This window comes from Mesorhizobium sp. LSJC269B00 (genome assembly GCF_000502815.1).
Classification (GTDB): domain Bacteria; phylum Pseudomonadota; class Alphaproteobacteria; order Rhizobiales; family Rhizobiaceae; genus Mesorhizobium.
Genome location: NZ_AYVN01000001.1, coordinates 895337 through 916291 on the forward strand (window position 1 = coordinate 895337; position 20955 = coordinate 916291).

20 protein-coding genes are annotated in these 20955 nt (G+C 63.8%); 10 read left to right on the forward strand and 10 right to left on the reverse strand.

Going from position 1 to position 20955, the window contains the following annotated elements; translation table 11 throughout:
- Nucleotides 1–22: 22 nt before the first annotated feature.
- The 4 genes from X771_RS160580 to ugpB form a co-directional block, all read right to left on the reverse strand.
- Nucleotides 23–1084 (reverse strand): sn-glycerol-3-phosphate import ATP-binding protein UgpC, encoded by a 1062-nt coding sequence (locus tag X771_RS160580; RefSeq protein ID WP_023673333.1) that lies wholly within the window; start codon nt 1082–1084, stop codon nt 23–25.
- Between the two features lie 7 nt (nt 1085–1091).
- Entirely contained in the window at nt 1092–1940 is an 849-nt protein-coding gene (gene ugpE, locus X771_RS160575) for a sn-glycerol-3-phosphate ABC transporter permease UgpE (RefSeq protein ID WP_023686695.1), read from the reverse strand.
- A gap of 9 nt (nt 1941–1949) precedes the next feature.
- On the reverse strand, nt 1950–2834 hold the full coding sequence (ugpA, locus tag X771_RS160570) for a sn-glycerol-3-phosphate ABC transporter permease UgpA (RefSeq protein ID WP_023686696.1): 885 nt from the start codon (nt 2832–2834) through the stop codon (nt 1950–1952).
- 71 nt (nt 2835–2905) lie between these two features.
- On the reverse strand, nt 2906–4216 hold the full coding sequence (gene ugpB / locus X771_RS160565; RefSeq protein WP_023686697.1) for a sn-glycerol-3-phosphate ABC transporter substrate-binding protein UgpB: 1311 nt from the start codon (nt 4214–4216) through the stop codon (nt 2906–2908).
- Between the two features lie 477 nt (nt 4217–4693).
- Between ugpB and X771_RS160560 the strand changes: the two genes are divergently transcribed.
- Nucleotides 4694–7141, forward strand: coding sequence for an EAL domain-containing protein (locus tag X771_RS160560; RefSeq protein ID WP_023686699.1), 2448 nt, complete (start codon nt 4694–4696; stop codon nt 7139–7141).
- On the opposite strand, the gene X771_RS160555 is transcribed toward X771_RS160560, so the two are convergent.
- Nucleotides 7138–7830, reverse strand: a complete 693-nt coding sequence (locus tag X771_RS160555; protein ID WP_023686700.1) for a TlpA disulfide reductase family protein — start codon at nt 7828–7830, stop codon at nt 7138–7140. The two genes, X771_RS160560 and X771_RS160555, sit on opposite strands and share 4 nt — an antisense overlap.
- A gap of 34 nt (nt 7831–7864) precedes the next feature.
- Between X771_RS160555 and argH the strand changes: the two genes are divergently transcribed.
- The 3 genes from argH to lysA all read left to right on the forward strand — a co-directional run bounded on the left by argH (nt 7865) and on the right by lysA (nt 10889).
- Nucleotides 7865–9265, forward strand: coding sequence for an argininosuccinate lyase (gene argH, locus X771_RS160550; RefSeq protein WP_023686701.1), 1401 nt, complete (start codon nt 7865–7867; stop codon nt 9263–9265).
- A 68-nt stretch (nt 9266–9333) separates the two neighbouring features.
- Nucleotides 9334–9540, forward strand: a complete 207-nt coding sequence (locus tag X771_RS160545) for a hypothetical protein (RefSeq protein WP_023673325.1) — start codon at nt 9334–9336, stop codon at nt 9538–9540.
- Between the two features lie 80 nt (nt 9541–9620).
- Entirely contained in the window at nt 9621–10889 is a 1269-nt protein-coding gene (gene lysA / locus X771_RS160540; RefSeq protein ID WP_023686702.1) for a diaminopimelate decarboxylase, read from the forward strand.
- Between the two features lie 20 nt (nt 10890–10909).
- Here lysA and X771_RS160535 read toward each other — a convergent pair whose 3' ends face one another.
- The gene (locus tag X771_RS160535; RefSeq protein ID WP_023686703.1) at nt 10910–11212 is read right to left on the reverse strand and encodes a metalloregulator ArsR/SmtB family transcription factor; all 303 of its coding nucleotides are present in this window, start codon (nt 11210–11212) and stop codon (nt 10910–10912) included.
- Between the two features lie 50 nt (nt 11213–11262).
- On the opposite strand from X771_RS160535, the gene X771_RS160530 reads away from it, so the two are divergent.
- From X771_RS160530 to X771_RS160520, 3 genes are all read left to right on the forward strand, one after another.
- Nucleotides 11263–12204: a threonine/serine dehydratase gene (locus X771_RS160530; RefSeq protein ID WP_023686704.1), complete on the forward strand. Its 942-nt coding sequence runs from the start codon at nt 11263–11265 to the stop codon at nt 12202–12204.
- A 136-nt stretch (nt 12205–12340) separates the two neighbouring features.
- Nucleotides 12341–14929 (forward strand): TIGR02302 family protein, encoded by a 2589-nt coding sequence (locus X771_RS160525; protein ID WP_023686705.1) that lies wholly within the window; start codon nt 12341–12343, stop codon nt 14927–14929.
- Between the two features lie 41 nt (nt 14930–14970).
- Nucleotides 14971–15342 (forward strand): glyoxalase superfamily protein, encoded by a 372-nt coding sequence (locus tag X771_RS160520; protein WP_023685340.1) that lies wholly within the window; start codon nt 14971–14973, stop codon nt 15340–15342.
- Here X771_RS160520 and X771_RS160515 read toward each other — a convergent pair.
- On the reverse strand, nt 15339–16202 hold the full coding sequence (locus X771_RS160515; RefSeq protein WP_023686706.1) for a LysR substrate-binding domain-containing protein: 864 nt from the start codon (nt 16200–16202) through the stop codon (nt 15339–15341). The two genes, X771_RS160520 and X771_RS160515, sit on opposite strands and share 4 nt — an antisense overlap.
- A gap of 226 nt (nt 16203–16428) precedes the next feature.
- On the opposite strand from X771_RS160515, the gene X771_RS160510 reads away from it, so the two are divergent.
- Entirely contained in the window at nt 16429–17379 is a 951-nt protein-coding gene (locus tag X771_RS160510; RefSeq protein ID WP_023686707.1) for a DMT family transporter, read from the forward strand.
- A gap of 6 nt (nt 17380–17385) precedes the next feature.
- Here X771_RS160510 and X771_RS160505 read toward each other — a convergent pair whose 3' ends face one another.
- From X771_RS160505 to X771_RS160495, 3 genes are all read right to left on the reverse strand, one after another.
- A complete protein-coding gene (locus tag X771_RS160505; RefSeq protein WP_023686708.1) occupies nt 17386–17757 on the reverse strand; it encodes a response regulator in 372 nt (123 codons plus the stop codon).
- A 65-nt stretch (nt 17758–17822) separates the two neighbouring features.
- Nucleotides 17823–18365, reverse strand: coding sequence for a hypoxanthine phosphoribosyltransferase (hpt, locus tag X771_RS160500; protein ID WP_023673315.1), 543 nt, complete (start codon nt 18363–18365; stop codon nt 17823–17825).
- A 23-nt stretch (nt 18366–18388) separates the two neighbouring features.
- Nucleotides 18389–19024, reverse strand: coding sequence for a hypothetical protein (locus X771_RS160495; RefSeq protein WP_023685343.1), 636 nt, complete (start codon nt 19022–19024; stop codon nt 18389–18391).
- A 180-nt stretch (nt 19025–19204) separates the two neighbouring features.
- Here X771_RS160495 and ftsE point away from each other — a divergent pair, with 180 nt between their 5' ends.
- Together ftsE and X771_RS160485 are read left to right on the forward strand one after the other, a co-directional pair.
- Nucleotides 19205–19864, forward strand: a complete 660-nt coding sequence (gene ftsE / locus X771_RS160490; RefSeq protein WP_023685344.1) for a cell division ATP-binding protein FtsE — start codon at nt 19205–19207, stop codon at nt 19862–19864.
- Complete coding sequence (locus X771_RS160485) at nt 19857–20846, forward strand: ABC transporter permease (RefSeq protein ID WP_023686709.1); 990 nt, start codon at nt 19857–19859, stop codon at nt 20844–20846. Before ftsE ends, X771_RS160485 begins: the two co-directional genes overlap by 8 nt.
- Nucleotides 20847–20955: the final 109 nt, after the last annotated feature.

Consider the following 20955-nt stretch of genomic DNA (forward strand, 5'->3'; position numbering starts at 1 on the left):
CGGATTGGCGCGAGCGGCTGCGTCAATCGACTCGTTTCCCAGCATTGTCGAACCAATGCAGCTTCTCGGCCCTGGCCACGACGCGCAGTTGATCGCCGGGTTTGGCCGTGGCGCGGCCGGCCACACGCACGACGATGCGGTTGCCGCCGGCGGCACAGTGAAGAAAGCTTTCGGCTCCCACAGGTTCGACCGCCTCGACCGCCGCAGGCAGAATAAGCGCGCCGGATGATGCCTCGGCACTGAAGGTGACGTCGGCATCCTCAGGGCGGAAGCCAAGCGTGGCGGCGTTCGTAGGCGCGAAGTCAACCGTCTTGCCGTCGGTCAGCGCCGGACCAGCCGGTCCTTGCGAAAGAGGCAGAAGGTTCATCGGCGGCGCTCCGATGAAGGAGGCGACGAAGGTCGATGCCGGCTTCTCGTAGATGTCGAGCGGCGCGCCCGTCTGCTCGACCAACCCGCCATTCATGACGACGAGAATATCGGCCAGCGTCATCGCCTCAAGCTGGTCGTGGGTGACGTAGACCGAGGTGACACCGAGCGAGCGCTGCAAATTCTTGATTTCGACCCGCATCTGGCCGCGCAGTTTGGCGTCGAGGTTGGAAAGCGGTTCGTCGAACAGGAAGACTTTTGGATTGCGCACGATTGCGCGACCCATGGCCACGCGCTGGCGCTGGCCGCCGGAAAGCTCGCGCGGGCGCCGGTCGAGCAGCGCCGTGAGCTCCAGCACCTTGGCGGTCGAGCGAACCCTGCTGTCGATCTCGTCCTTGGGAGTACCCCGGTTGCGCAACCCGTAGGCCATATTGTCGTAGACCTTCATATGTGGATAGAGCGCATAGTTCTGGAACACCATGGCGATGTCGCGCTCGGTCGGACCGATCGTGTTGACGATCTTGCCGTCGATGGCGACGGTGCCGGAAGAAATGGTCTCAAGCCCGGCGATCATCCGCAGCAGCGTGGACTTGCCGCAGCCGGACGGCCCAACCAGCACGCAAAGCTCCTTGTCGGGAATGGCGATCGAGACACCCCTCACCGCCTCGACGCCGCCGGGATAGACTTTCTTCACATCCTTCAGATCGATGGTCGCCATCGGCTTCTCACTTTTCGGGATCGACAAGTCCGCGCACGAACCAGCGTTGCATCAGCACCACGATCAGGATCGGCGGCAGTATGGCCAGCATCGCGGTGACCATGACCAGATGCCATTGGGTATCGGCATCGGCGAAGGAAACCATCTTTCTAAGTGCGATGACGATGGTGTTCATGTCGTTGCTGTTGGTGACGAGCAGCGGCCACAGGTACTGCGTCCAGCCATAGATGAAGAGGATGACGAACAGTGCTGCGATGTTGGTGCGCGACAGCGGCAGCAGGATGTTGAAAAAGAAGCGCCATGGTCCGGCGCCGTCGACACGCGCCGCTTCCACCAACTCACCTGGGATGGTCATAAAGAACTGGCGAAACAGAAGCGTGGCGGTGGCCGAGGCGATCAGCGGAATGATCAGGCCGGCATAGGTGTCGATCATGCCGAGATCGACCATCACCTTGTAGGTCGGCAGGATGCGCACCTCGACGGGAAGCATCAGTGTGATGAAGATCAGCCAGAAGAAGACCATCCGAAGCGGAAAACGGAAGAACACGATCGCATAGGCCGAAAGGATCGAGATGAAAATCTTCCCCACCGCGATGCCGAGCGCCATGATCGTGGTGTTGAGCAGCAATCGGCCGACACTGACGCCGCCGATGCGGCCGACACCGCCGAACAGCGCCTCGCTGTAATTGTTCCAGACCTGGTCGCCGGGCAAAAGAGGCAATGGCGGCTTGAGGATGGTCTGCAGCGTCTGCGTGGAGGCAACGAAGGTGTAGTAGATCGGGAAAGCGACGATCAGGATGCCCAGGATGAGCACGGCGTGGGCGATGAGGGCGCGAAGCGGGGACTGACCAATCATCGCTCGCGCTCAACCGTAGTGGACTTTGCGTTCCACATAGCGGAACTGGATGGCCGTGAGTGAGATGACGATGACCATCAGGATGACCGACTGCGCGGCCGAATCGCCGAGGATCAAATTGACGAAACCGTCATTGTAGACCTTGTAGACCAGCGTCTCGGTGGCCTTGCCTGGCCCGCCGCCGGTGACGGCATGAACGATACCGAAAGTGTCGAACAGCGCATAGACAGTGTTGACGACCAGCAGGAAGAAGGTCGTCGGTGCGAGCAGCGGGAAGACGATGGTCCAGAAGCGCTTCGTCTCCCCGGCGCCGTCCATGGCCGCCGCCTCTATCAACGTCTTCGGCACCGCCTGCAGCCCGGCGACGAAGAACAGGAAATTGTAGCTGATCTGCTTCCAGGCAGCCGCAGATACCAGCAGGATCATGGCTTGGTTTCCGTTAAGCAAGGGATCCCAGGCGATGCCGAGACCTCTCAAGGCGTAGGCCAGCGAACCGATCGAGGGGTTGAACAGAAACAGCCACAACATGCCGGCAATCGCCGGCGCCACCGCATACGGCCAGATCAGCAGCGTGCGATAAAGGCCTCTGCCGCGCACCACCTTCTCGGCCATGACGGCAAGCAACAGGGCCACACCCATGGCGACGATCGCGGTCGCCAGAGAGAACACCAGCGTGACTTTGATCGAGTTGAGGTAGGCCGGGTCGGCCAGCACCTTGCGAAAGTTGGCGAGCCCGACGAACTTGCTCTTCAGCCCGAACGGGTCTTCCCTAAGCATCGACTGGTAGAGCGCCTGCCCGGTCGGCCAGTAGAAAAAGATCAGCGTAATGGCGAGTTGCGGCGCCACCAGCAGGTAAGGCAGGGTCTTGTTGGGGAAGACGACGCGTGGAGACAGGGTGATTCCCTCGCTATTCAGGAAATCGTCCACGCGGGTCCGCGTGGACGAGGTTCAACTGACAAATCGCTTCAGTTTCCGATCGCTTCCTGAATCGCCTTGTTGCCGCGTGCGACCGCGTTGTCGAGCGCCTGCTGCGCAGTCTGCTGGCCGGCCAGCATCTTCTCGAACTCCTCATTCTCGATGTCGCGCACCTGCGGCAGGTTGACGAGGCGCACGCCCTTCGAGTTCTCGGTCGGCGCCTTGCCCAGCATCTGCAGGATCGGCGTCTCACGGCCCGGGTTCTTGTCATAGAAGCCGGACTTCTTGGTCGCCTCATAGGCAGCGAGCGTCACCGGCAGATAACCCGACTTCTGATGCAGATACTCCTGCACTTCGGTCTTGGACAGGTGGGAGAAGAACGCCGCGACGCCCTTGTATTCCTCGTCCGATTTGTTGCCGAACACCCACAGGCTGGCGCCGCCCGGCGTGGTGTTCTGGGGCGCGCCCTTGGCGTCACTATCATAGGGAAGCTGGCCGATGCCGTAGTTCATGCCCGACTTGACGATGTCACCGAGACCCCCCGACGATTCGGTGAAGATGCCGCATTCTCCGGCAAGAAAGATCTGCTTGGCTTCGGATGTACGGCCGCCATATTTGAAGGTGCCGTCCTTGGCCAGGTCGGCGAGCGCCTGGAAATGATTGACGAAGATCGGCGCATTGATCTTGAGCTCGACGTCGGTTCCGGCAAGTCCGTTCTGGTTGGTGCCATAGGAAACGTCGTTCCAGGCCGCGAAGGCCTCAAGGTGGATCCAGGTCAACCACGTCGAGGTATAGCCGCAGGAAGCGGCGCCGCTCGCCTTGATCTTCTTGGCGGCTTCCCACACCTCGTTCCAGGTCTTTGGCGGGTTGTTCACATCAAGCCCGGCCTTCTGGAAAATATCCTTGTTGTAGTAGAGGATGGGCGACGAGGAATTATAGGGGAAGGACAGCATGGTCCCGTCCGGCTTCGAATAGTAACCGACGATGCCGGGCAAATACTGGCTCTTGTCGAAGGTCACGCCGGCGCTGGTCAGCACATCGGCCACCGGTTTGATCGCACCTTCGGCTGCCATCATGACGCCGGTACCCACGTCGAACACCTGGATGATGTCGGGCGCTTGCCCCGCACGATAGGCAGCGATGCCGGCATTCAGCGTTTCGGGATAGGTGCCCTTGAAAACGGGGAGAATTTCATAGTCGCTCTGGCTGGCATTGAAATCCTTGGCGATCTTGTCGACCACCTCGGCATTGGCGCCGGTCATTGCATGCCACCAACTGATCTGGGTGGCGGCGAAGGCGGAGGTGGTGGAAAGCAGGGTCAAGGTGGCGGCAACACCGGCCGCAAAGCCGAACAACTTCATGTTTCATCTCCCGTTTGTCATTGGCGAAAGGGGCGCTCCCGCGAACGCAATATGTGTCGCTGATGACAATCGGACAACGGATTTGTTGCTGTTTCGTGAATTTCATACCCGGCTAACTTCGCGCCCCCTCGCCTTGCAACGAGGACAGAGAGAAATGCCAAGCCGGCTCAGCGATAGAATGGGGCATGGTGGGCCTGCAAGGATCGCCGACCGCCCAGCGATGCGTGAAGGGCCCGCGTGACAGCGCCACGCACCTGCACCGTGCGGCCGCCAAACCGGCGCTCGGCCAGATCGAGATCGGCCGAGCGGCATCGCCAGGCGCTGCTGTAACCGTGCGTCTGGAATGAGACAGGATCGCCGCAACGTACAACCCGAAAAACCCGCTGTAGTTGTAGTTCGCATAACCGATTCTTCGTCAAGCGTGGCATACTAATCAAGTGGACGGCTTGATTGCTGTGGGAGAGCAGGTGGGGCGAGATGCTGACGGTCTATAATTGTATCGTGCATGAGCACGATCTGAGACTGGTCGCACTGGCAGCGCTCATTTGCGGTATTTCTTCCTTCTCGGCGGTCAACCTGCTTCGCCATGTCGACCGCTCGAGCGAGCGCAACCGCTATACCTGGCTGATGATAGCAGCCACTTCCACCGGCTTCGGTATCTGGGCGACGCACTTCATCGCAATGCTTGCCTTTTCTCCCGGAATCCCCAACGCCTACAATACGGAAATGTCGGCGCTTTCGCTCGCCGGTTCCGTCGCCCTGACCGCTGCGGGCATGTGGATCGCCACCTTGCGCCGGGGCATCGACTACCCTCTGGTCGGCGGCGCGGTCCTCGGCGCTGGTATCGCCGCCATGCACTATATCGGCATGGCCGCCTTCGAGGTCGAAGGGCGCATCGTCTGGAACCCGCTGCTGGTCGGCGTCTCGGTGCTGACAGGCGTCACCCTCGCCGCGCTGGCGCTGCTGGTCGTGTTGCGACGGCCGTCCATGCAGGCCACAATCGCCGCCGCCATCCTGTTGACGCTGGCGATCTGCAGCCTGCACTTCATCGCCATGGGCGCGGTGTCGATCTTCCCGGACTCCTCCATCGAGATATCGCAGTTCACGGTCGAACCGGTGTCGCAGGCCTTCGCCGCCGCTGCAGTCAGCATGGCTATCCTGGTGCTTTCAGCCGCAGCATTGTGGATCGACCTTCGCTTCCGGCGTCACAAGCTCGAAGCCGAGCGCATGCACGGCCTCGCCAACGCCGCCGTCGAGGGGCTGATCGTCTGCGACGGCGCCCGCATCGTCAGCGCCAATGACAGCATCGCGGCACTCACCGGCATTGCGCCGGAAGTGCTGAACGCGATGCTGCTTGGCGACCTCTTCGGCGAACGCACCGCGGCCGGCATGTCCGACTGCAGCGGACAGGCACAGGAAGCCGAACTCAGAGCCCATGACGGCGCCACCATCCCCGTCGAACTTATCGCTAGAAGCATCGACTATTGCGGCAAGCGGCACAGCGTTGTCGCCGTGCGCGACATCCGCGAACGCAGGAAGGCCGAGCAGGAGATCCTGCGCCTCGCCCATTTCGACCCGCTGACCGGGCTCCCCAACCGCCGCAGTTTCTCCGGCCGGCTCGAGGCCGAAATTGCCGCAATGGATCGCAGCGGCAAGGGCGGGCATCTTGCGCTGCTGCTGCTTGACCTCGACCATTTCAAGGAAGTGAACGACCTGTTCGGGCACGGCGCCGGCGATGCCATGCTGCAGAAGGTGGCGCTGTGCGCCTCCGGCGTGCTCCGCCACGGACAGATGCTGGCGCGTCTTGGCGGCGACGAGTTCGCCATCATCGCCCCGAATCTTCCCGGCCCGCAGGCGGCCGGCCGCATCGCCGAGGCGGTGCTGGCGGCGATGCGCGAGGAAAACCGGCTGTCGGTCGGTGGCGGGCTGGTGTCGGCCAGCATCGGCATTGCACTTTATCCGCTCGACGCCGATGAGCCGACAATCCTGGTCAGCCACGCCGACACCGCGCTCTACCGCGCCAAGGCCGAGGGCAAGGACACCTACCGTTACTTCGAGGCCTCGATGGGCGCCGAGGCGCGAGACCGGCGCGTGATGGAGCACGAACTGCGCCAGGCCATGGCGCGCGATGAGTTTCGCCTCGTCTACCAGCCACAAAAGGAGATCAGCAGCGGGCGGATGGTCGGGTTCGAAGCGCTGATCCGCTGGCGCCATCCGCAGCGCGGCGACGTGTCGCCGGCGACCTTCATCCCGGTGGCCGAAGACAGCGGCGTCATCATCCAGATCGGCGAATGGGTGCTGGCGACGGCCTGCGCCGAGGCAGCGCGCTGGAAGAACCCTCTCACCGTCGCGGTCAATGTCTCGGCGGTGCAGCTCCACAATCCGAATTTCAGCCGCAAGGTGCATGAAGTCCTGCTCGGCTCCGGCCTGACGCCCGGCAGGCTCGAACTCGAGATCACCGAAACGGCGCTGGTCAAGGACATGCCGCGCGCGCTGGCGACCTTGCGCCAGGTGAAGGCGCTTGGCGTGCGTGTGGCGATGGACGATTTCGGCACCGGCTACTCCTCGTTGTCCAATCTCCGCGCCTTCCCCTTCGACAAGATCAAGATCGACGGCTCATTCATCAAATCAGTCGACAGCAACGGCCAGGTGGCAGCCATCGTGCGCGCCGTTCTGGGGCTTGGCCGCGGTCTCGGCCTGCCGGTTCTGGCCGAGGGCGTCGAGACGCTGGGCGAGCTGAAATTCCTCGACGCCGAGGCCTGCGAGATCGGCCAGGGCTACTATCTAGGCCGGCCGAGCCCGATCGAGGCGTTCAGTGAACTGACCGGCGTCGCGGCGCCGGCGGCACAAGACGACGCCAGCGTCAAACAATGCGGCGGCAGCATCTTGATGCTGCCGCCGGCGGCGGCCCTGCGCTCATCCTAAGGGGCGAGTGCGGCCTCGACCAGGCGCTTGGCATCCGGTCCCGACCATTCGGCCGGTCCGTTCATATGCGCGACCAGGCAGCCTTCGCCATCGATCAGCATGGTGACGGGGAGGCCTAGCGCCAAGCCACGCGTCTTGACGTCGTTGAACAGCGCCAGCGTCGAATCGCGGTAGTAGCCGAGCGACCCGATGCCGATATCGGCGAGGAACTTCTTCGGCTTCACATCGTCGCCGGCATCGACATTGACCGCGACCACTTCGAAGGCATCGCTGCCCTTTTCCTTCTGCAAGGCGTCGAGCGCCGGCATTTCGGCGCGGCAGGGCGCGCACCACGTCGCCCACAGATTGAGCAGCACGGTCTTGCCGGCATGATCGGCGATCGTCATAGGCTTGCCGTCGGGACCGTTGAAGGCGAGACTTTTCAGCGATTGCGGCGGATCGGCGGGCAGCAATGCCGCCACCTGGCCGGTGGCCGCGGCGGCAACCTTTTTGGCGCGGTCGCTCTTGGCGGCGCAGGCGACATCGTCCTTGCTGTTGCCCGCGCCGGCCGCAGGTGCGCTGCCGGTGGCTGCGTTGTTGCCAGACCCGCTCTCGCTGACATATACCGCGACCGCGCCGGCCAGCACGCCCGCCAGCAAAGCGGCGAGGATCAGGCGCGGGGCCGGGAAGTATCTGTTAACGTCTGCCATTTTCTAAGACTGCTCCGGAGCACGGGTTATAGCGATGAGCGACAAGAAGGCCAGCAACCAGATGTGGGGCGGACGTTTTGCCTCGGGTCCGGCCGCGATCATGGAAGCGATCAACGCGTCGATTTCGTTCGACCGCAAACTCTATGCGCAAGACATAAGAGGTTCGATCGCCCACAGCGAGATGCTGGCTGAAACGGGCATTATTTCGGCGGCCGATCAAGAAAAGATCGCTCACGGGCTGAACACGATCCTGAAAGAGATCGAGGCCGGCACGTTCGAGTTCTCGACCCGGCTGGAAGACATTCACATGAACATCGAGGCCCGCCTCGCCGATCTGATCGGCCCGGCCGCCGGCCGCCTGCACACGGCGCGGTCACGCAACGACCAGGTGGCGGTGGATCTCCGGCTCTGGGTCAAGGACGAATGTTTCCGCGTTGCCGAGGCGCTGAAGGGGCTGATCTCAGCCTTGCTCGAGCGCGCCGAGGAGCATGCGGCAACCGTGATGCCGGGCTTCACCCACATGCAGGCGGCGCAGCCGGTGACCTTCGGCCACCACTGCATGGCCTATGTCGAGATGTTTTCGCGCGACCTGTCGCGCGTCCGCGACGCCATCGAGCGGATGGATGAAAGCCCGCTCGGCGCGGCAGCGCTTGCCGGCACCAGTTTTCCGATCGATCGCCACAAGACCGCCAAGGCGCTCGGCTTCCGCGAGCCGATGCGCAATTCGTTGGACAGCGTCTCCGACCGCGATTTCGCGCTGGAGTTTTTGAGCCTGGTGGCGATCTCCGCCACGCATCTGTCGCGGCTCGCCGAAGAAATCATCATCTGGTCGACGCCGCAATTCGGCTTTGTCAGACTGTCGGACAGTTTCTCCACCGGCTCCTCAATCATGCCGCAGAAGAAGAACCCGGACGCCGCCGAACTGGTGCGCGGCAAGACCGGCCGCGTCACCGGCCATCTCGTCGGGCTGCTGACGGTGATGAAGGGCATGCCGCTGACCTATGGCAAGGACATGCAGGAAGACAAGGAATCGGTCTTCGACGCCGCCGAGACGCTCGATCTGATGCTGGCGGCGATGACCGGCATGGTGCGCGACATGACGGTCAATGCCGCCGCCATGAAGAAGGCCGCCAGCTCGGGCCACGCGACCGCGACCGACCTCGCCGACTGGCTGGTGCGAACGCTGGGCCTGCCCTTCCGTGAGGCACACCATGTCACCGGCGGCGCAGTGGCGTTGGCCGAAGAGAAGAAGGTGAGCCTTGAAAAGCTGTCGCTGGAGGATCTGCAGTCGATCAACCCCGGCATCACGGCAGACATCTTCTCGGTTCTGGCGGTGCAGAATTCGGTGAAGAGCCGCACCAGTTTCGGCGGCACGGCGCCGTCGGAGGTCAGGAAGCAGATCCGCAGCTGGAAAAAGCGCATCGCCAAGGCATGATGCCGGGGTGCAATGCGCCTAAAACTCGGTTAAAAGCGCAGCACATAAAGTTTCGGACGGATGGATCGATGACCGCAAGCAGGATTTTGGTGACGCTGACGCTGCTGACGGCGATGGCTGCCGTGACCGCTTGCGGCCGTAAGGCTGGTCTCGACACGCCCTATGAAGCGGCCGTCCAGGCCCGCAAGGACGCCGAGCGCGCCAAACAGCCGGTGCCGCCGGAGCCGGAAAAACCGGTCGTGGACAAGAAATTCATCCTCGACCCGCTGATCTAGGGCCGATGAGACCGGCTTGGTCTTTCTGACCAGGTCTCGTGCTAACCAGGTCTCGTGCTCCAACTTCCGGAAACACTCTCGTGAACCATTTCGATTACCGCGACGGCGTGCTCCATGCCGAGGACGTGGCGATACCAGACATCGCCGCAAGCGTCGGCACGCCGTTCTATTGTTATTCGACGGCAACCTTGACCAGACACTACCGGGTGTTCGCCGGGGCCTTTGCCGGGCTCGACACGCTGGTCTGTTACGCCTTGAAGGCGAATTCCAACCAGGCGGTGCTGCGGACGCTGGCAAAGCTCGGCGCCGGCGCCGATACCGTCTCGGAAGGCGAAATGCGCCGCGCGCTCGCCGCCGGAATCCCGGCCAACAAGATCGTGTTTTCCGGTGTCGGCAAGACCGCGCGCGAGATGGATTTCGCGCTCGAGGCCGGCATTCTCTGCTTCAATGTCGAATCCGAGCCGGAGCTTGAATTACTGTCGGCCCGCGCCACCGCGCTCGGCAAGGTGGCGCCGGTGTCGCTGCGCATCAACCCGGATGTCGACGCCAGGACGCACAGGAAGATCTCCACCGGCAAGGCCGAGAACAAGTTCGGCATTCCCTGGCAACGGGCGCGCCAGGTCTATGCCCGCGCGGCCGGGCTGCCGGGCACCAAGCCCCTCGGCATCGATACCCATATCGGCAGCCAGATCACCGAGTTGCAGCCCTTTGACGATGCTTTCGCGCTTCTGGCGGAACTGGTCGGCGCGCTGCGCGCCGATGGCCACGCCGTCGAGCATGTCGATCTCGGCGGCGGCCTCGGCATCCCCTACCGCACCGACAACAGCCCGCCGCCTTTGCCCGATGCCTATGCCGAGATCGTCAGGAAGCATCTGACAAAGCTTGGAGTGAAGGTGATGTTCGAGCCGGGCCGGCTGATCGTCGGCAATGCCGGCATCATGGTCTCGGAAGTGATCTTCGTGAAGGAAGGCGACGCCAAGAACTTCCTCGTCGTCGACGCCGCCATGAACGATCTGATCCGGCCGACGCTCTACGATGCCTTCCACGACATCAAGCCGGTGGTGCAGCCGCCGGCCGACACGCCGCGCATGGCGGTCGACGTCGTCGGCCCGGTCTGCGAGACAGGCGACTATCTCGGCCTCGACCGTGACCTGCCCCGGCTCAAGTCTGGCGACCTAATTGCCGTCACCACCGCCGGCGCCTATGGCGCGGTGCAATCCGGCACCTACAACACCCGCCTACTTGTGCCTGAGGTTCTGGTCGACGGCGACCGTTTCCATGTCGTACGCCGGCGCCAGACCTATGACGAGCTGATCGGCCTGGATTCGGTGCCCGACTGGCTTGCATAGGAGCCGCCACGGCGGCTGCGCTACAGCCGGTTTTGGATGAGCATCCTTGTGTCGGCGATCCTGTCCTCGTCGCGGCGGTAGAACGTCCATTGCTTGATGCGCTTGGGGCGCAGCAGGCCCGCCTGGGTAAGCACGCGCATATGTTCGGAGAGCGTCGCCTGAGTAATGCCGAGCTTCTCCGCGATCAGCAGCGCGCAAACGCCGTCCTCGACCAGATTGCCGTCTGCCTGGGCCGGGAAATGCGCCTGCGGATCCTTCAGCCAGTCGAGGATCTGCAGCCTGCGTTCATTGGCGATCGCCTTGAAGACATCAACCTCTTGCATTTAGCCATTTTGCCAAGTTACTAATTGCTGTCAATCCCAAGGAGATGGTCATGACGAACGGCAACACCGTCACGCGCGAACGCATTGCCGCGATGGAACCGCGCATCCGCCGCTATATCAGGCACACGCCGGTGCTGCGCGTCGACATGGCCGATTTCGACCGGCCGCCGCTGGCGGTCGACCTCAAGCTCGAATGCCTGCAGCATTCCGGTTCGTTCAAAGCGCGCGGCGCCTTCACCAATCTGCTCGAACGGCCGGTGCCTGCGGCCGGCGTGGTTGCGGCTTCGGGCGGCAATCATGGCGCCGCGGTCGCCTATGCCGCCATGCGGCTTGGCTACAAGGCGACGATCTTCGTTCCCGAAGTCAGCCCACCGGCCAAGCTGCAGCGCATCCGCGGCTACGGCGCCGAACTGATGGTCGGCGGCGCCCGCTATGCCGAGGCGCTGGCCGCCAGCGAGGCTTTTGCCGAAAAGACCGGCGCGCTGCAGATCCATGCCTTCAACCAGGAGGAAACATTGGTCGGCCAGGGCACGCTCGGCCTCGAAATCGAAAACGATCTGCCCGACATCGACACGCTGCTGGTCGCTGTCGGCGGCGGCGGCCTGATCGGCGGCATCGCCGCCTGGTTTGCCGGCCGCATCAGGATCATCGCCATCGAGCCCGAAGGCGCGCCGACGCTGCATCGCGCCTTCGAAGCCGGCCACCCCGTCGATGCGCCGGCCGAAGGCGTTGCCGCCGATTCGCTGGCGCCCAAACGCGTCGGCGAGATGATGTTCCCGATCGCCGAGGCTTTTGTCGAGCGCTCCATTCTGGTCACCGACGACGCCATCATTGCCGCGCAGAAGGCGCTGTGGGAGCGGGTGCGGATCATCGCCGAGCCGGGCGGCGCAGGGGCCTTCGCAGCGCTGCTGTCCGGCCGCTACACGCCGGCGCCGGGCGAGCGGATCGCCGTCCTTGTCTGCGGCTCGAATACCGATCCGGCGAAATTCTAAACCTTGCTTCGACTGAAGTGGGACGCAAACCCGTCAAAGCTTTTCAAGTTTTCCGGAACCGCCTCGCCTTTGCCGTGTTTGCTGGTAAACTTCTGCTTGTTGAGTCCGGGCCATCCCGCCCGGGCAGGAAGGGCCGATGACGGAACGCCCCATTTCCAGTGGCGATCGCAGCCTGGCCGGGCGGCTTGCCCTGAGCCGGCTGGCGACACGGGTCTCGATGACGGTCGAGCGCGGCTGGCCGCTGCTTCTGCCGCTGCTCATCATCGCCAGCCTGTTTCTCAGCCTCTCCTGGCTCGGCCTTTTCCCCCGGCTGCCTGACATTGCGCGCGTTATCCTGGTCACGGCGTTCGGTATTGCCACGCTGGCGGCGCTCTATCCGCTGCGTTTCTTCAAGCTTCCATCCGCCGCTGAAATCGACCGCCGTATCGAGGCCGCCAACCAGCTGCAGCACAGCCCGGTGCTGGTGCAGACCGACCGTCCCAGCGGCAAGGAAAGCATCTTTTCCCAGGCGTTGTGGCGCGAACACCAAAAGCGCATGGCCGACAAGCTCGGCAGCCTTGGCGCCGACCTGCCGCGTACGCGCGTGCCGGAGCGCGATCCGTGGGCATTGCGTGCCGTGGCGGCGCTGCTGTTGGTCACCGCTTTTGCCTTCTCCTTCGGACCGTCCGGCGGCAGGCTGTCCGATGGTTTCAGTGCCCATGCGGCGCGCGACATCGTACCGCCGCGCATCGATGCCTGGGTGACCCCGCCGGCCTATACCGGCAAGCCGCCCATCTTCTTGACCGCGCCAGTCATCGATGGCAACGCCAAGCAGGCGGTTGCCACCTTCACCGTGCCGCAAGGCAGCGACGTCTCGCTGCGCGTGACCGGCGGCTCCGGCGAGGAAACGCTAAGCTTTGCCGACAAGGGCGGCAATGCTCGCGCCATCGACCCGTCGGGACCACAGGTGGCGGCCGTCAAGGCAGCGGCGGTCAACCCCGCGACCCCCAAGCTGCGCCAGTTCACCGGCAAGCTGACCGCCGACGGCACGCTGACGCTGAAGTCGGGCGAAGCCGATCTCGGTCGCTGGGCCTTCGCGGTGATCCCCGACAAGCCGCCGACGATCCGCTTCGTCGGCGAGCCCAAGCGCGCCGTCAACGGCGCCTTCGAGCTCAACTACCAGATCGACGACGACTATGGCGCGGCCACCGCCAAGGCGGTTTTCGCGCTGGCCGATCCGGCGGCGCCCGATGCGCATCCGCTCTACGGTCCGCCTGACCTGCCGCTGGCGCTGCCGCGCCGCGGCGGCAAGGCGAACGCCGCCAAGACCACCAAGGACCTCACCGAGCATGTCTGGGCCGGCGCCAGCATCAAGCTGTCGCTTGTGGCCACCGACGATGCCGGACACACCGCGACCAGCGAAACCAAGACTATTGTGATGCCGGAGCGGCCCTTCGCCAACCCGCTGGCGCGGGCGGTGGTCGAGCAGCGCCGCCTGCTGGCGCTCGACGCCAATGCCAAGCCGCGCGTGCTCGACCTGATGGACGCCATCACGCTGCGGCCCGAGGACACGTTCGACAACATGTCGCATTACCTCGCCATCATGAGCGCCCGCAGCCGGCTGAAGATGTCGGACAGCGACGATCAGTTGCGCAACGAGGTTGCCTATCTCTGGGAAATCGCGCTCGGCATCGAGGAAGGCAATCTCTCGTCCGCCGAAAAGCGGCTCCGCCAGGCCCAGCAGGCGCTGCAGGACGCCATCAAGCGCGGCGCCAGCGACGAAGAGATCGAAAAGGCGATGAAGGAACTGCGCGAGGCGATGAACGAATTCCTGCAGGAATTCGCCGAGCGCGCCAAGCAGAACCCGAACGCGCCGCAGATGCAGCAGAATGGTCGCGAGCTGCGTCAGAGTGATATCGACCGCATGATGGACCAGATCGAGAACCTGGCGAAGTCGGGCGACCGCGACAAGGCGCAGGAGCTGCTGTCGCAGCTGGAAAACATGATGAACAACCTGCAGGCCGGCCGTCAGCAGCAGGGCGGCGAGCAGGACAGCGAGATGCGCCAGCAGATGGACAAGCTGGGCGAGATCATGCGCCGCCAGCAGGAGATGATGAACGACACCTACCGCATGGACCAGATGCAGCGCGGAGATAATCAGCAGCCCGGCGAAGGCAATGGCGACGACCCGGACCAGCCGGGCGTCGGCAAGGATCGCGATCCTCTCGCCCGGCCGAAGTCGATGACACCGCAGGAATTCGCCGATGCGATGAAGCAGCTGCAGGAAGGCCAGGGCCAGTTGCAGAGCGAACTCGACAAGCTGAAGAAGGGCCTGGAAGGCATGGGCATGCAACCCAATGAGGGGTTTGGCGACGCTGGCAAATCCATGGGCAATGCCGAAAAGTCGCTTGGCGAAGGCGAAGGCGACCAGGCAGTCGGCCACCAGGGTCGCGCGCTGGAAGCGCTGCGCAAGGGCGCCAAGGAGATGATGAAGCAGCTGCAGGCGATGCAGGGCGACCAGGGCGGCAGCCAGGAAGGCGGCCGCCAACAGGACGCCGGCCGCGATCCGCTGGGCCGACCACGCGCCAGCCGCGGACCCGATTTCGGCGATTCGGTGAAGGTGCCCGACGAGATCGACGTGCAGCGCGCCCGCCAGATTCTCGAGGCGATTCGCAAGCGGCTCGGCAACGCGCTCAGCCCCGACATCGAGCGCAGCTACCTCGAGCGGCTGCTGGAGCTGAAGTAGCCTCCAAGGCAACATCCGTCGAACTGAATGGTATCAGCGCCATGCCGAAACTCGGTGCCGTCACGCCCATCCTGCGCATCTTCGACATCGCCAAGGCACGCGAATTCTATGTCGACTTTCTCGGCTTCAAGGTCGAGTTCGAGCACCGCTTCGACGACAATGCGCCGCTCTACATGGGTGTAATCCGCGACGGCTGTGTCCTGCATCTGAGCGAACATCATGGCGACGGCGCGCCGGGTATAGCCATGCGCATCAAGGTCGAGGACATCGCGGCATTGCACCGCGAACTGATCGGCAAGAGATACCGCTACGCCCGGCCGGGCCTCGAAACCACGTCGTGGCAGACCCGTGAAGTGTCGGTCGGCGACCCCTTCGGCAATCGGCTGCATTTCTACGAGGATGCAACAGACTAAGCCGGCCGGTTGACGAACGCCTCGCGTATTGCTTCCTGCATGCCGTCGATCGCCTCGCCTGAGGCATTGGGGTTGCGATGCATCACCACATTCGAGGAATCGATGTGGCCGAACCCGTCCGCGGCGGTGAGCTCGCGGCAGCCATCCGGAATATTGCTGTGCGAGATCGGCGCGATCGCCAGGCCAGAGGTGACGGCGAGCTTCAGGCCGCCGGTGGTGTCGCTGGTATAGGCGACACGGTAGGCCAGCCCACGCTGCTCCAGCGATTTGATGGCAAAGTCCTTGCACCAGCCGGCCCGGTTGTAGAGCGCGATCGGCACCGGCCGCTCCTCATGCATGTGATGCAGGCTCGATGTCACCCACACGGTCGGATCGTGCATCAGCACCTCGCCGCCGGAAGGATCCTGCCATTCGAACACCACGGCGAGGTCGAGTTCACCGGCCGCCAACGCTGCCAGCTGGGCGCCCGAATGTGCATAGCGCACGGTGACCTCGACCTTGGTGTGACGCTTCGAGAAGGCGCCGAGCGCGCGCGACAGGATGGCGTGACCATATTCCTCGGGAATGCCGATGCGCACAGGCCCGCCAAGCGGTGCCGCCGCCATCGATGCCGCCGTCTCGTCGAGCAGAGAGACGATGCGGCGGGCATTGACGATCAGCTCGCCGCCACGGCGCGTCAGCGCCACGCCGCGCGAGCCGCGTTCGAACAGGCTGTCGCCGACCAGCTCCTCGAGCTTCTTCATCTGCATCGACACCGCCGACTGGGTGCGCCCGGCCTGCTCCGCCGCCCGGGTGAAATTGCCCGCTTCGGCAATGGCGACGAAGGTGCGCAGGAGATCGCTGTCGAGGGGTGGCCGCATCGAATCCGTCATAAGCAAATTTGATCGCTGGTATCATTCCAATTCGTTTGCAACATGTCAAACGCCGCAGCATAGTCCGCTCGCCCATTGGATATGCCGCCGCGAAATCGGCTGCGGACCAATCAAAGAGTCCTCACTCATACCCGCTGCCCGAAACGGTGGCGGGTTCTTTTTACCCCATGGCCGGGCGGCTGCGGGCAGTTAAGGCAAGGGCCGGCAGAACAACATGCGCAACCGGATCGTTCTCGGCATCATCAGCCTCTGCCTTGGCGTGCTGGTGTTCTCGCTCCAGGACCCGCTGGTCAAGGCGGTGTCAGCCGGCTATCCCGTGACCGAGGTGATGTGGATCCGCTCGATCGTCGCTTTGCCGATCCTGGTCGTTCTCGTTCGCGCCGATGTCGGCCTGCGGGCCATCGCCTCGAAGCGGTTCGGCCTGCTGACGATACGCGCCTTCATCCAGTTCTCCTCCTATACGGTCTACTATCTGGCGATCGCTGCCTTGCCGCTCGCCGACGCGGTGGCGCTCTATTTCATGGCGCCCCTGTTCATCATGGCGATAGCCGGGCCCTATCTCGGCGAGCGGGTATCCTGGCAGGCTCTCGCCACCGTGCTGATCGGCATGCTGGGCGTGGTCGTGATGCTGCGCCCGGGCGCCGGCCTGTTCGACTGGGCGGCGCTGCTTTCGTTGGGCTCGGCTTTGCTCTACGGCTTTTCACAGCTGATGGCGCGCAAGATCGGCGACACCGAATCCTCCACCGTCATGGCCTTCTACCAGAACGGCGCCTATCTGGTCGGCGCCGCTGCGGTTGCCGGCACATTCTGGCTTGCCGGCATAACCCATGCTGTCCACCCCAGCCTCGAATTCCTGGTGCGGCCGTGGGTCTGGCCGACGACCCCGGATTTCCTCAAGATGGCGGCCTGCGGCTTCGTCGCTTCGGCCGGCATGATCCTGCTGTCGCAGGCCTACAGGCTGGCGCCCGCCAACCGCGTCGCCACCTTCGAATACACCGGCATCATCTGGTCGCCGCTGTGGGGCTTCCTGTTCTTCGACGAGGTGCCGCGCTCGACCACTGCCATCGGTGCGGCGCTGATCATCGGCGCCGGTCTGCTGGCGCTCAACACCGAACGGCGCCGGAGCGCTGCGCCTGTCCTCGCCGCGTCTCAGGATGCCGCCTGAAGCGTGTCAGGCGAAGCAGGCGAGCGCCTGGTCGACCCGCGAGCGGATTTCGGCCAGCGTGAAAGGCTTTTGCACGACGTCGATAACGATGCCGTTCAATTCCTCGGCGCGCTCGCGCTGGTCGGCATAGCCGGTCATCAGCAGGATCTTCATGTCAGGGAAAAGCCTGGCTGCGGCGATCGCCATCTCGATGCCGTCCATTTCCGGCATGCGGATATCGGAGACGACGAGGTCGTAGCCGCCGCCTGCAGCACTGACCATCGCCAGCCCCTGCGCGCCGTCGGCGGCGATATCGATCGAGTGCCCGGCGCGTTCGAGCGCGCGGGCGGCGAGGGTGCGGACGGACTCATCGTCCTCGACGATCAGAAGCTTTGCCATGGGCCGGAATTTGGCGGGCAAAAGTTGACTTTTTCTGAAAAATTTGAAGCGTCGGGGGCCTTTTCTCAGGCATCGCCTTTGACGACACCGACAAACGGCAGTTCGCGAAAAGCGTGAGCGACGTCCATGCCGTAGCCGACGACGAAGTAATCGGGACAGTCGAAGCCGACATAGTCGGCGTTCAGCTCGGTCTGGCGGCGCATGCGCTTGTCCAACAGCACCGCGATGGCGCAGCTTTTGGCGCCGCGCGACAGCATCAGGTTGCGGGTGAAGGAGAGCGTCTTGCCCGACTCCAGGATATCGTCGATCAGCAGCACGTCGCGGCCGGCGACCTCATTGTCGATGTCGCGCAGCACCCTCACCTCGCCGCTGGTGGTGCCGGCGCCATAGCTGGAAATGAAGATGAACTCGACCTCGGGCGACAGCCCGACATCGTGCATGGCGCGGATCAAATCGGCGGCGAAGATGAACGAGCCCTTCAGCACCGAAATCACCAGCAGGTCGTGATAGTCGTGCTCGGCGATCTCCTTGGCGAGTTCGAGATTGCGCCGCGCGATCGCGGACGCCGAAAACAGGACCTCGATGTCCTTGCCGCGCACAACTGGCATCAACAACCTTTCCAGAGAACCGACTAGCCGGCGAAGGTGACCGCCACGGCCTTGACGCCGTTTCTAGGCACATCGAGGCGGCTGGAAAAGCCGAATCTTTCGCCGGGCGCCAGAGAACGGTTGGATGTCCCCAGAGTATAACGGGTGATGCGGCTGTCATTGCCGGTGACACGTATCTCCAGCGGCGGCAATTGTCCCGCCTTCAAACCGTCATTGACGGCCTCGCCATCCACGAACAGCACCGGGGCGGGTCCTGAGGCGTCGACACGCGACGTGACGCCGGCAATGCTGAGTACGGCGCCCTCCGGCTGTTCGACTGACCAGAACGGCGTCTGGCGCACCAGCGCATGGCCACCCGAGACCCAGAAGGCGGCAAGCGCCGCACCGATGCCGGCAATCCAGAAGATCGGCCCGCCACGCGATGCCGGCCGCCCGGCTGACGCATCTGATTTGCGCAGCATCTCCATGCCTTCCATCGACGGCGTCGCGATGTCGCGCGCCGGCGTCGGCATGGCTTCTATCAGTGGGATCAGCTGCGGCAGCACCTCATAATCCGCATCGACGATGTCGGTCGCCACAGGACGCGATTCCGGTGCGACACTTGTCCCGGTCATGATTTCGCCGGAAACCGGGCGCGCGGTTCGTTGCTCAGCCATCATGGCCCCGCTGTTGCCTTTTCGTTTCTTTTGCGTAAATGGAAATGGTTAACGCTTCCCAACCGGAACCCTTGTGACGCATTCAAAAACAGCGAAAATTAACCGACGGTTAACCATGGCGGCCGATGGTCGTTGGACAGAAAGGGTTGGCACGCCGCCGCCACACACCTCAGGTCGTCGCACGTGATCCGCTTCGAAAATGTCGGCCTTCGCTATGGCATGGGTCCGGAAATCCTCCGCGACATCTCCCTGCACATTCCGGAGAGCTCCTTCCAGTTCCTGAGCGGGCCCTCGGGCGCCGGCAAGACGACGCTGCTGCGCCTTCTGTTCATGTCGCTGAAGCCGACACGCGGGCTGATCACCATCTTCGGCAAGGACCGCTCGCGCATCTCGCGCGCTGAACTGCCGCATCTCAGGCGCCGCATCGGCGTGGTGTTCCAGGATTTCCGCCTGCTCGACCACATGACCACCTATGAGAATGTCGCTCTGCCGCTGCGCGTGCGCGGCCGCGAGGAAGCGAGCTACCGCACCGACGTCACCGAACTTTTGAAATGGGTCGGCCTGGGCGAGCGCATGCATGTGCTGCCGCCGGTCCTTTCGGGCGGCGAAAAGCAGCGCGCGGCAATCGCTCGGGCCTTGATCGAACAGCCCGAAATCCTGCTTGCCGACGAGCCGACCGGCAATGTCGACCCGCCGCTGGCGCGCCGGTTGCTCAGGCTGTTCATTGAGCTCAACCGGCTCGGCACCGCGGTGGTGATCGCCACTCACGATCTCGGCCTGATGGAGCAGGTCGACGCGCGCCGCATGATCCTGGCCGGCGGAAGGCTGGATATTTATGACTGAGCTATCGGCCGAACAGCTGCATGAAGACGCCGCCGAGCCCGCAACGACGACGCAGCGCGTCCAGCGCCGCATGGCGCCGATCGTGCCGGCGCAGAATATTGCCGGCCGCGCCTTGGTGCTGGTCATCGCCATCATGACCTTCCTGTCCTGCCTGACTTTCGGCGCCGTCACGCTGGTGCGCGACACTGCCTCGGTCTGGGAAAACCAGATCTCGCGCGAGGCGACGATTCAGATCAAGCCGGTCGACGGCCTCGACATGGAGGCAGCCCTTGCCCAGGCCTCGCAGATCGTCGGCGAATTCCCCGGCGTAAAGGAAACCCGGATCATCGATCGCGACGCCACCGCGCGCCTTTTGGAGCCATGGCTGGGCTCGGGCCTGAATATCGACGAATTGCCGGTGCCGCGCCTGATCATCGTCACCATCGACGAGACCAGCCCGCCCGACTTCAGCGCCATCCGTGCGGCGCTCACGCCCAAGCTGCCGAGTGCTTCGCTCGACGATCACCGTACATGGGTCGACCGGCTGGTCGCCATGGCCCGCACCACGGTCACCATCGGCATCGCCGTGCTGGTCCTGATGCTGTCGGCGACGGTGCTGACCGTAGTGTTTGCGACGCGCGGCGCCATGGCGGGTAACGGCCATATCATCGAAGTGCTGCATTTCGTCGGCGCCGAGGCGCGCTTCATCGCGCGCGAATTCCGCTGGCATTTCCTGGTCACCGGGATGAAGGGCGCAGCCGCCGGCGGCGCAGCCGCGATCCTGGTTTTCATCGTCTTTTCCCGGTGGTCGTCGCGCAACATGGCAACGCCGCAGGCCGACCAGGCCACCGCTTTGTTCGGCAATTTCGCCATCGGATCGGCAGGCTATCTCGGCGTCGGCCTGATGGTGCTGGTGATCGGCGGACTGACGGCGGCGACCTCGCACGCCACCGTCGTCGCCTATCTCAGCGACATCGATGTCCGCCAGCCGGATGCGGGGTGACCCGTGAGGGCAGAAGCGAAAACAGTTCGGGGGCAAGGACAGGAATGGAAGGGACGATCACGGATCGAAAACCGACGTAACGCAATGTGCGCTTTTTTCCTTACCAAAA

Coding starts and splice junctions, on each gene's coding strand:
- X771_RS160580 (WP_023673333.1), bottom strand. CDS start 1,084: ATGGCGACCATCGATCTGAAGGATGTGAAGAAAGTCTATCCCGGCGGC.
- ugpE (WP_023686695.1), bottom strand. CDS start 1,940: ATGATTGGTCAGTCCCCGCTTCGCGCCCTCATCGCCCACGCCGTGCTC.
- ugpB (WP_023686697.1), bottom strand. CDS start 4,216: ATGAAGTTGTTCGGCTTTGCGGCCGGTGTTGCCGCCACCTTGACCCTG.
- X771_RS160560 (WP_023686699.1), top strand. CDS start 4,694: ATGCTGACGGTCTATAATTGTATCGTGCATGAGCACGATCTGAGACTG.
- X771_RS160555 (WP_023686700.1), bottom strand. CDS start 7,830: ATGGCAGACGTTAACAGATACTTCCCGGCCCCGCGCCTGATCCTCGCC.
- argH (WP_023686701.1), top strand. CDS start 7,865: ATGAGCGACAAGAAGGCCAGCAACCAGATGTGGGGCGGACGTTTTGCC.
- X771_RS160545 (WP_023673325.1), top strand. CDS start 9,334: ATGACCGCAAGCAGGATTTTGGTGACGCTGACGCTGCTGACGGCGATG.
- X771_RS160535 (WP_023686703.1), bottom strand. CDS start 11,212: ATGCAAGAGGTTGATGTCTTCAAGGCGATCGCCAATGAACGCAGGCTG.
- X771_RS160530 (WP_023686704.1), top strand. CDS start 11,263: ATGACGAACGGCAACACCGTCACGCGCGAACGCATTGCCGCGATGGAA.
- X771_RS160525 (WP_023686705.1), top strand. CDS start 12,341: ATGACGGAACGCCCCATTTCCAGTGGCGATCGCAGCCTGGCCGGGCGG.
- X771_RS160520 (WP_023685340.1), top strand. CDS start 14,971: ATGCCGAAACTCGGTGCCGTCACGCCCATCCTGCGCATCTTCGACATC.
- X771_RS160515 (WP_023686706.1), bottom strand. CDS start 16,202: ATGCGGCCACCCCTCGACAGCGATCTCCTGCGCACCTTCGTCGCCATT.
- X771_RS160510 (WP_023686707.1), top strand. CDS start 16,429: ATGCGCAACCGGATCGTTCTCGGCATCATCAGCCTCTGCCTTGGCGTG.
- X771_RS160505 (WP_023686708.1), bottom strand. CDS start 17,757: ATGGCAAAGCTTCTGATCGTCGAGGACGATGAGTCCGTCCGCACCCTC.
- hpt (WP_023673315.1), bottom strand. CDS start 18,365: ATGCCAGTTGTGCGCGGCAAGGACATCGAGGTCCTGTTTTCGGCGTCC.
- X771_RS160495 (WP_023685343.1), bottom strand. CDS start 19,024: ATGATGGCTGAGCAACGAACCGCGCGCCCGGTTTCCGGCGAAATCATG.
- X771_RS160485 (WP_023686709.1), top strand. CDS start 19,857: ATGACTGAGCTATCGGCCGAACAGCTGCATGAAGACGCCGCCGAGCCC.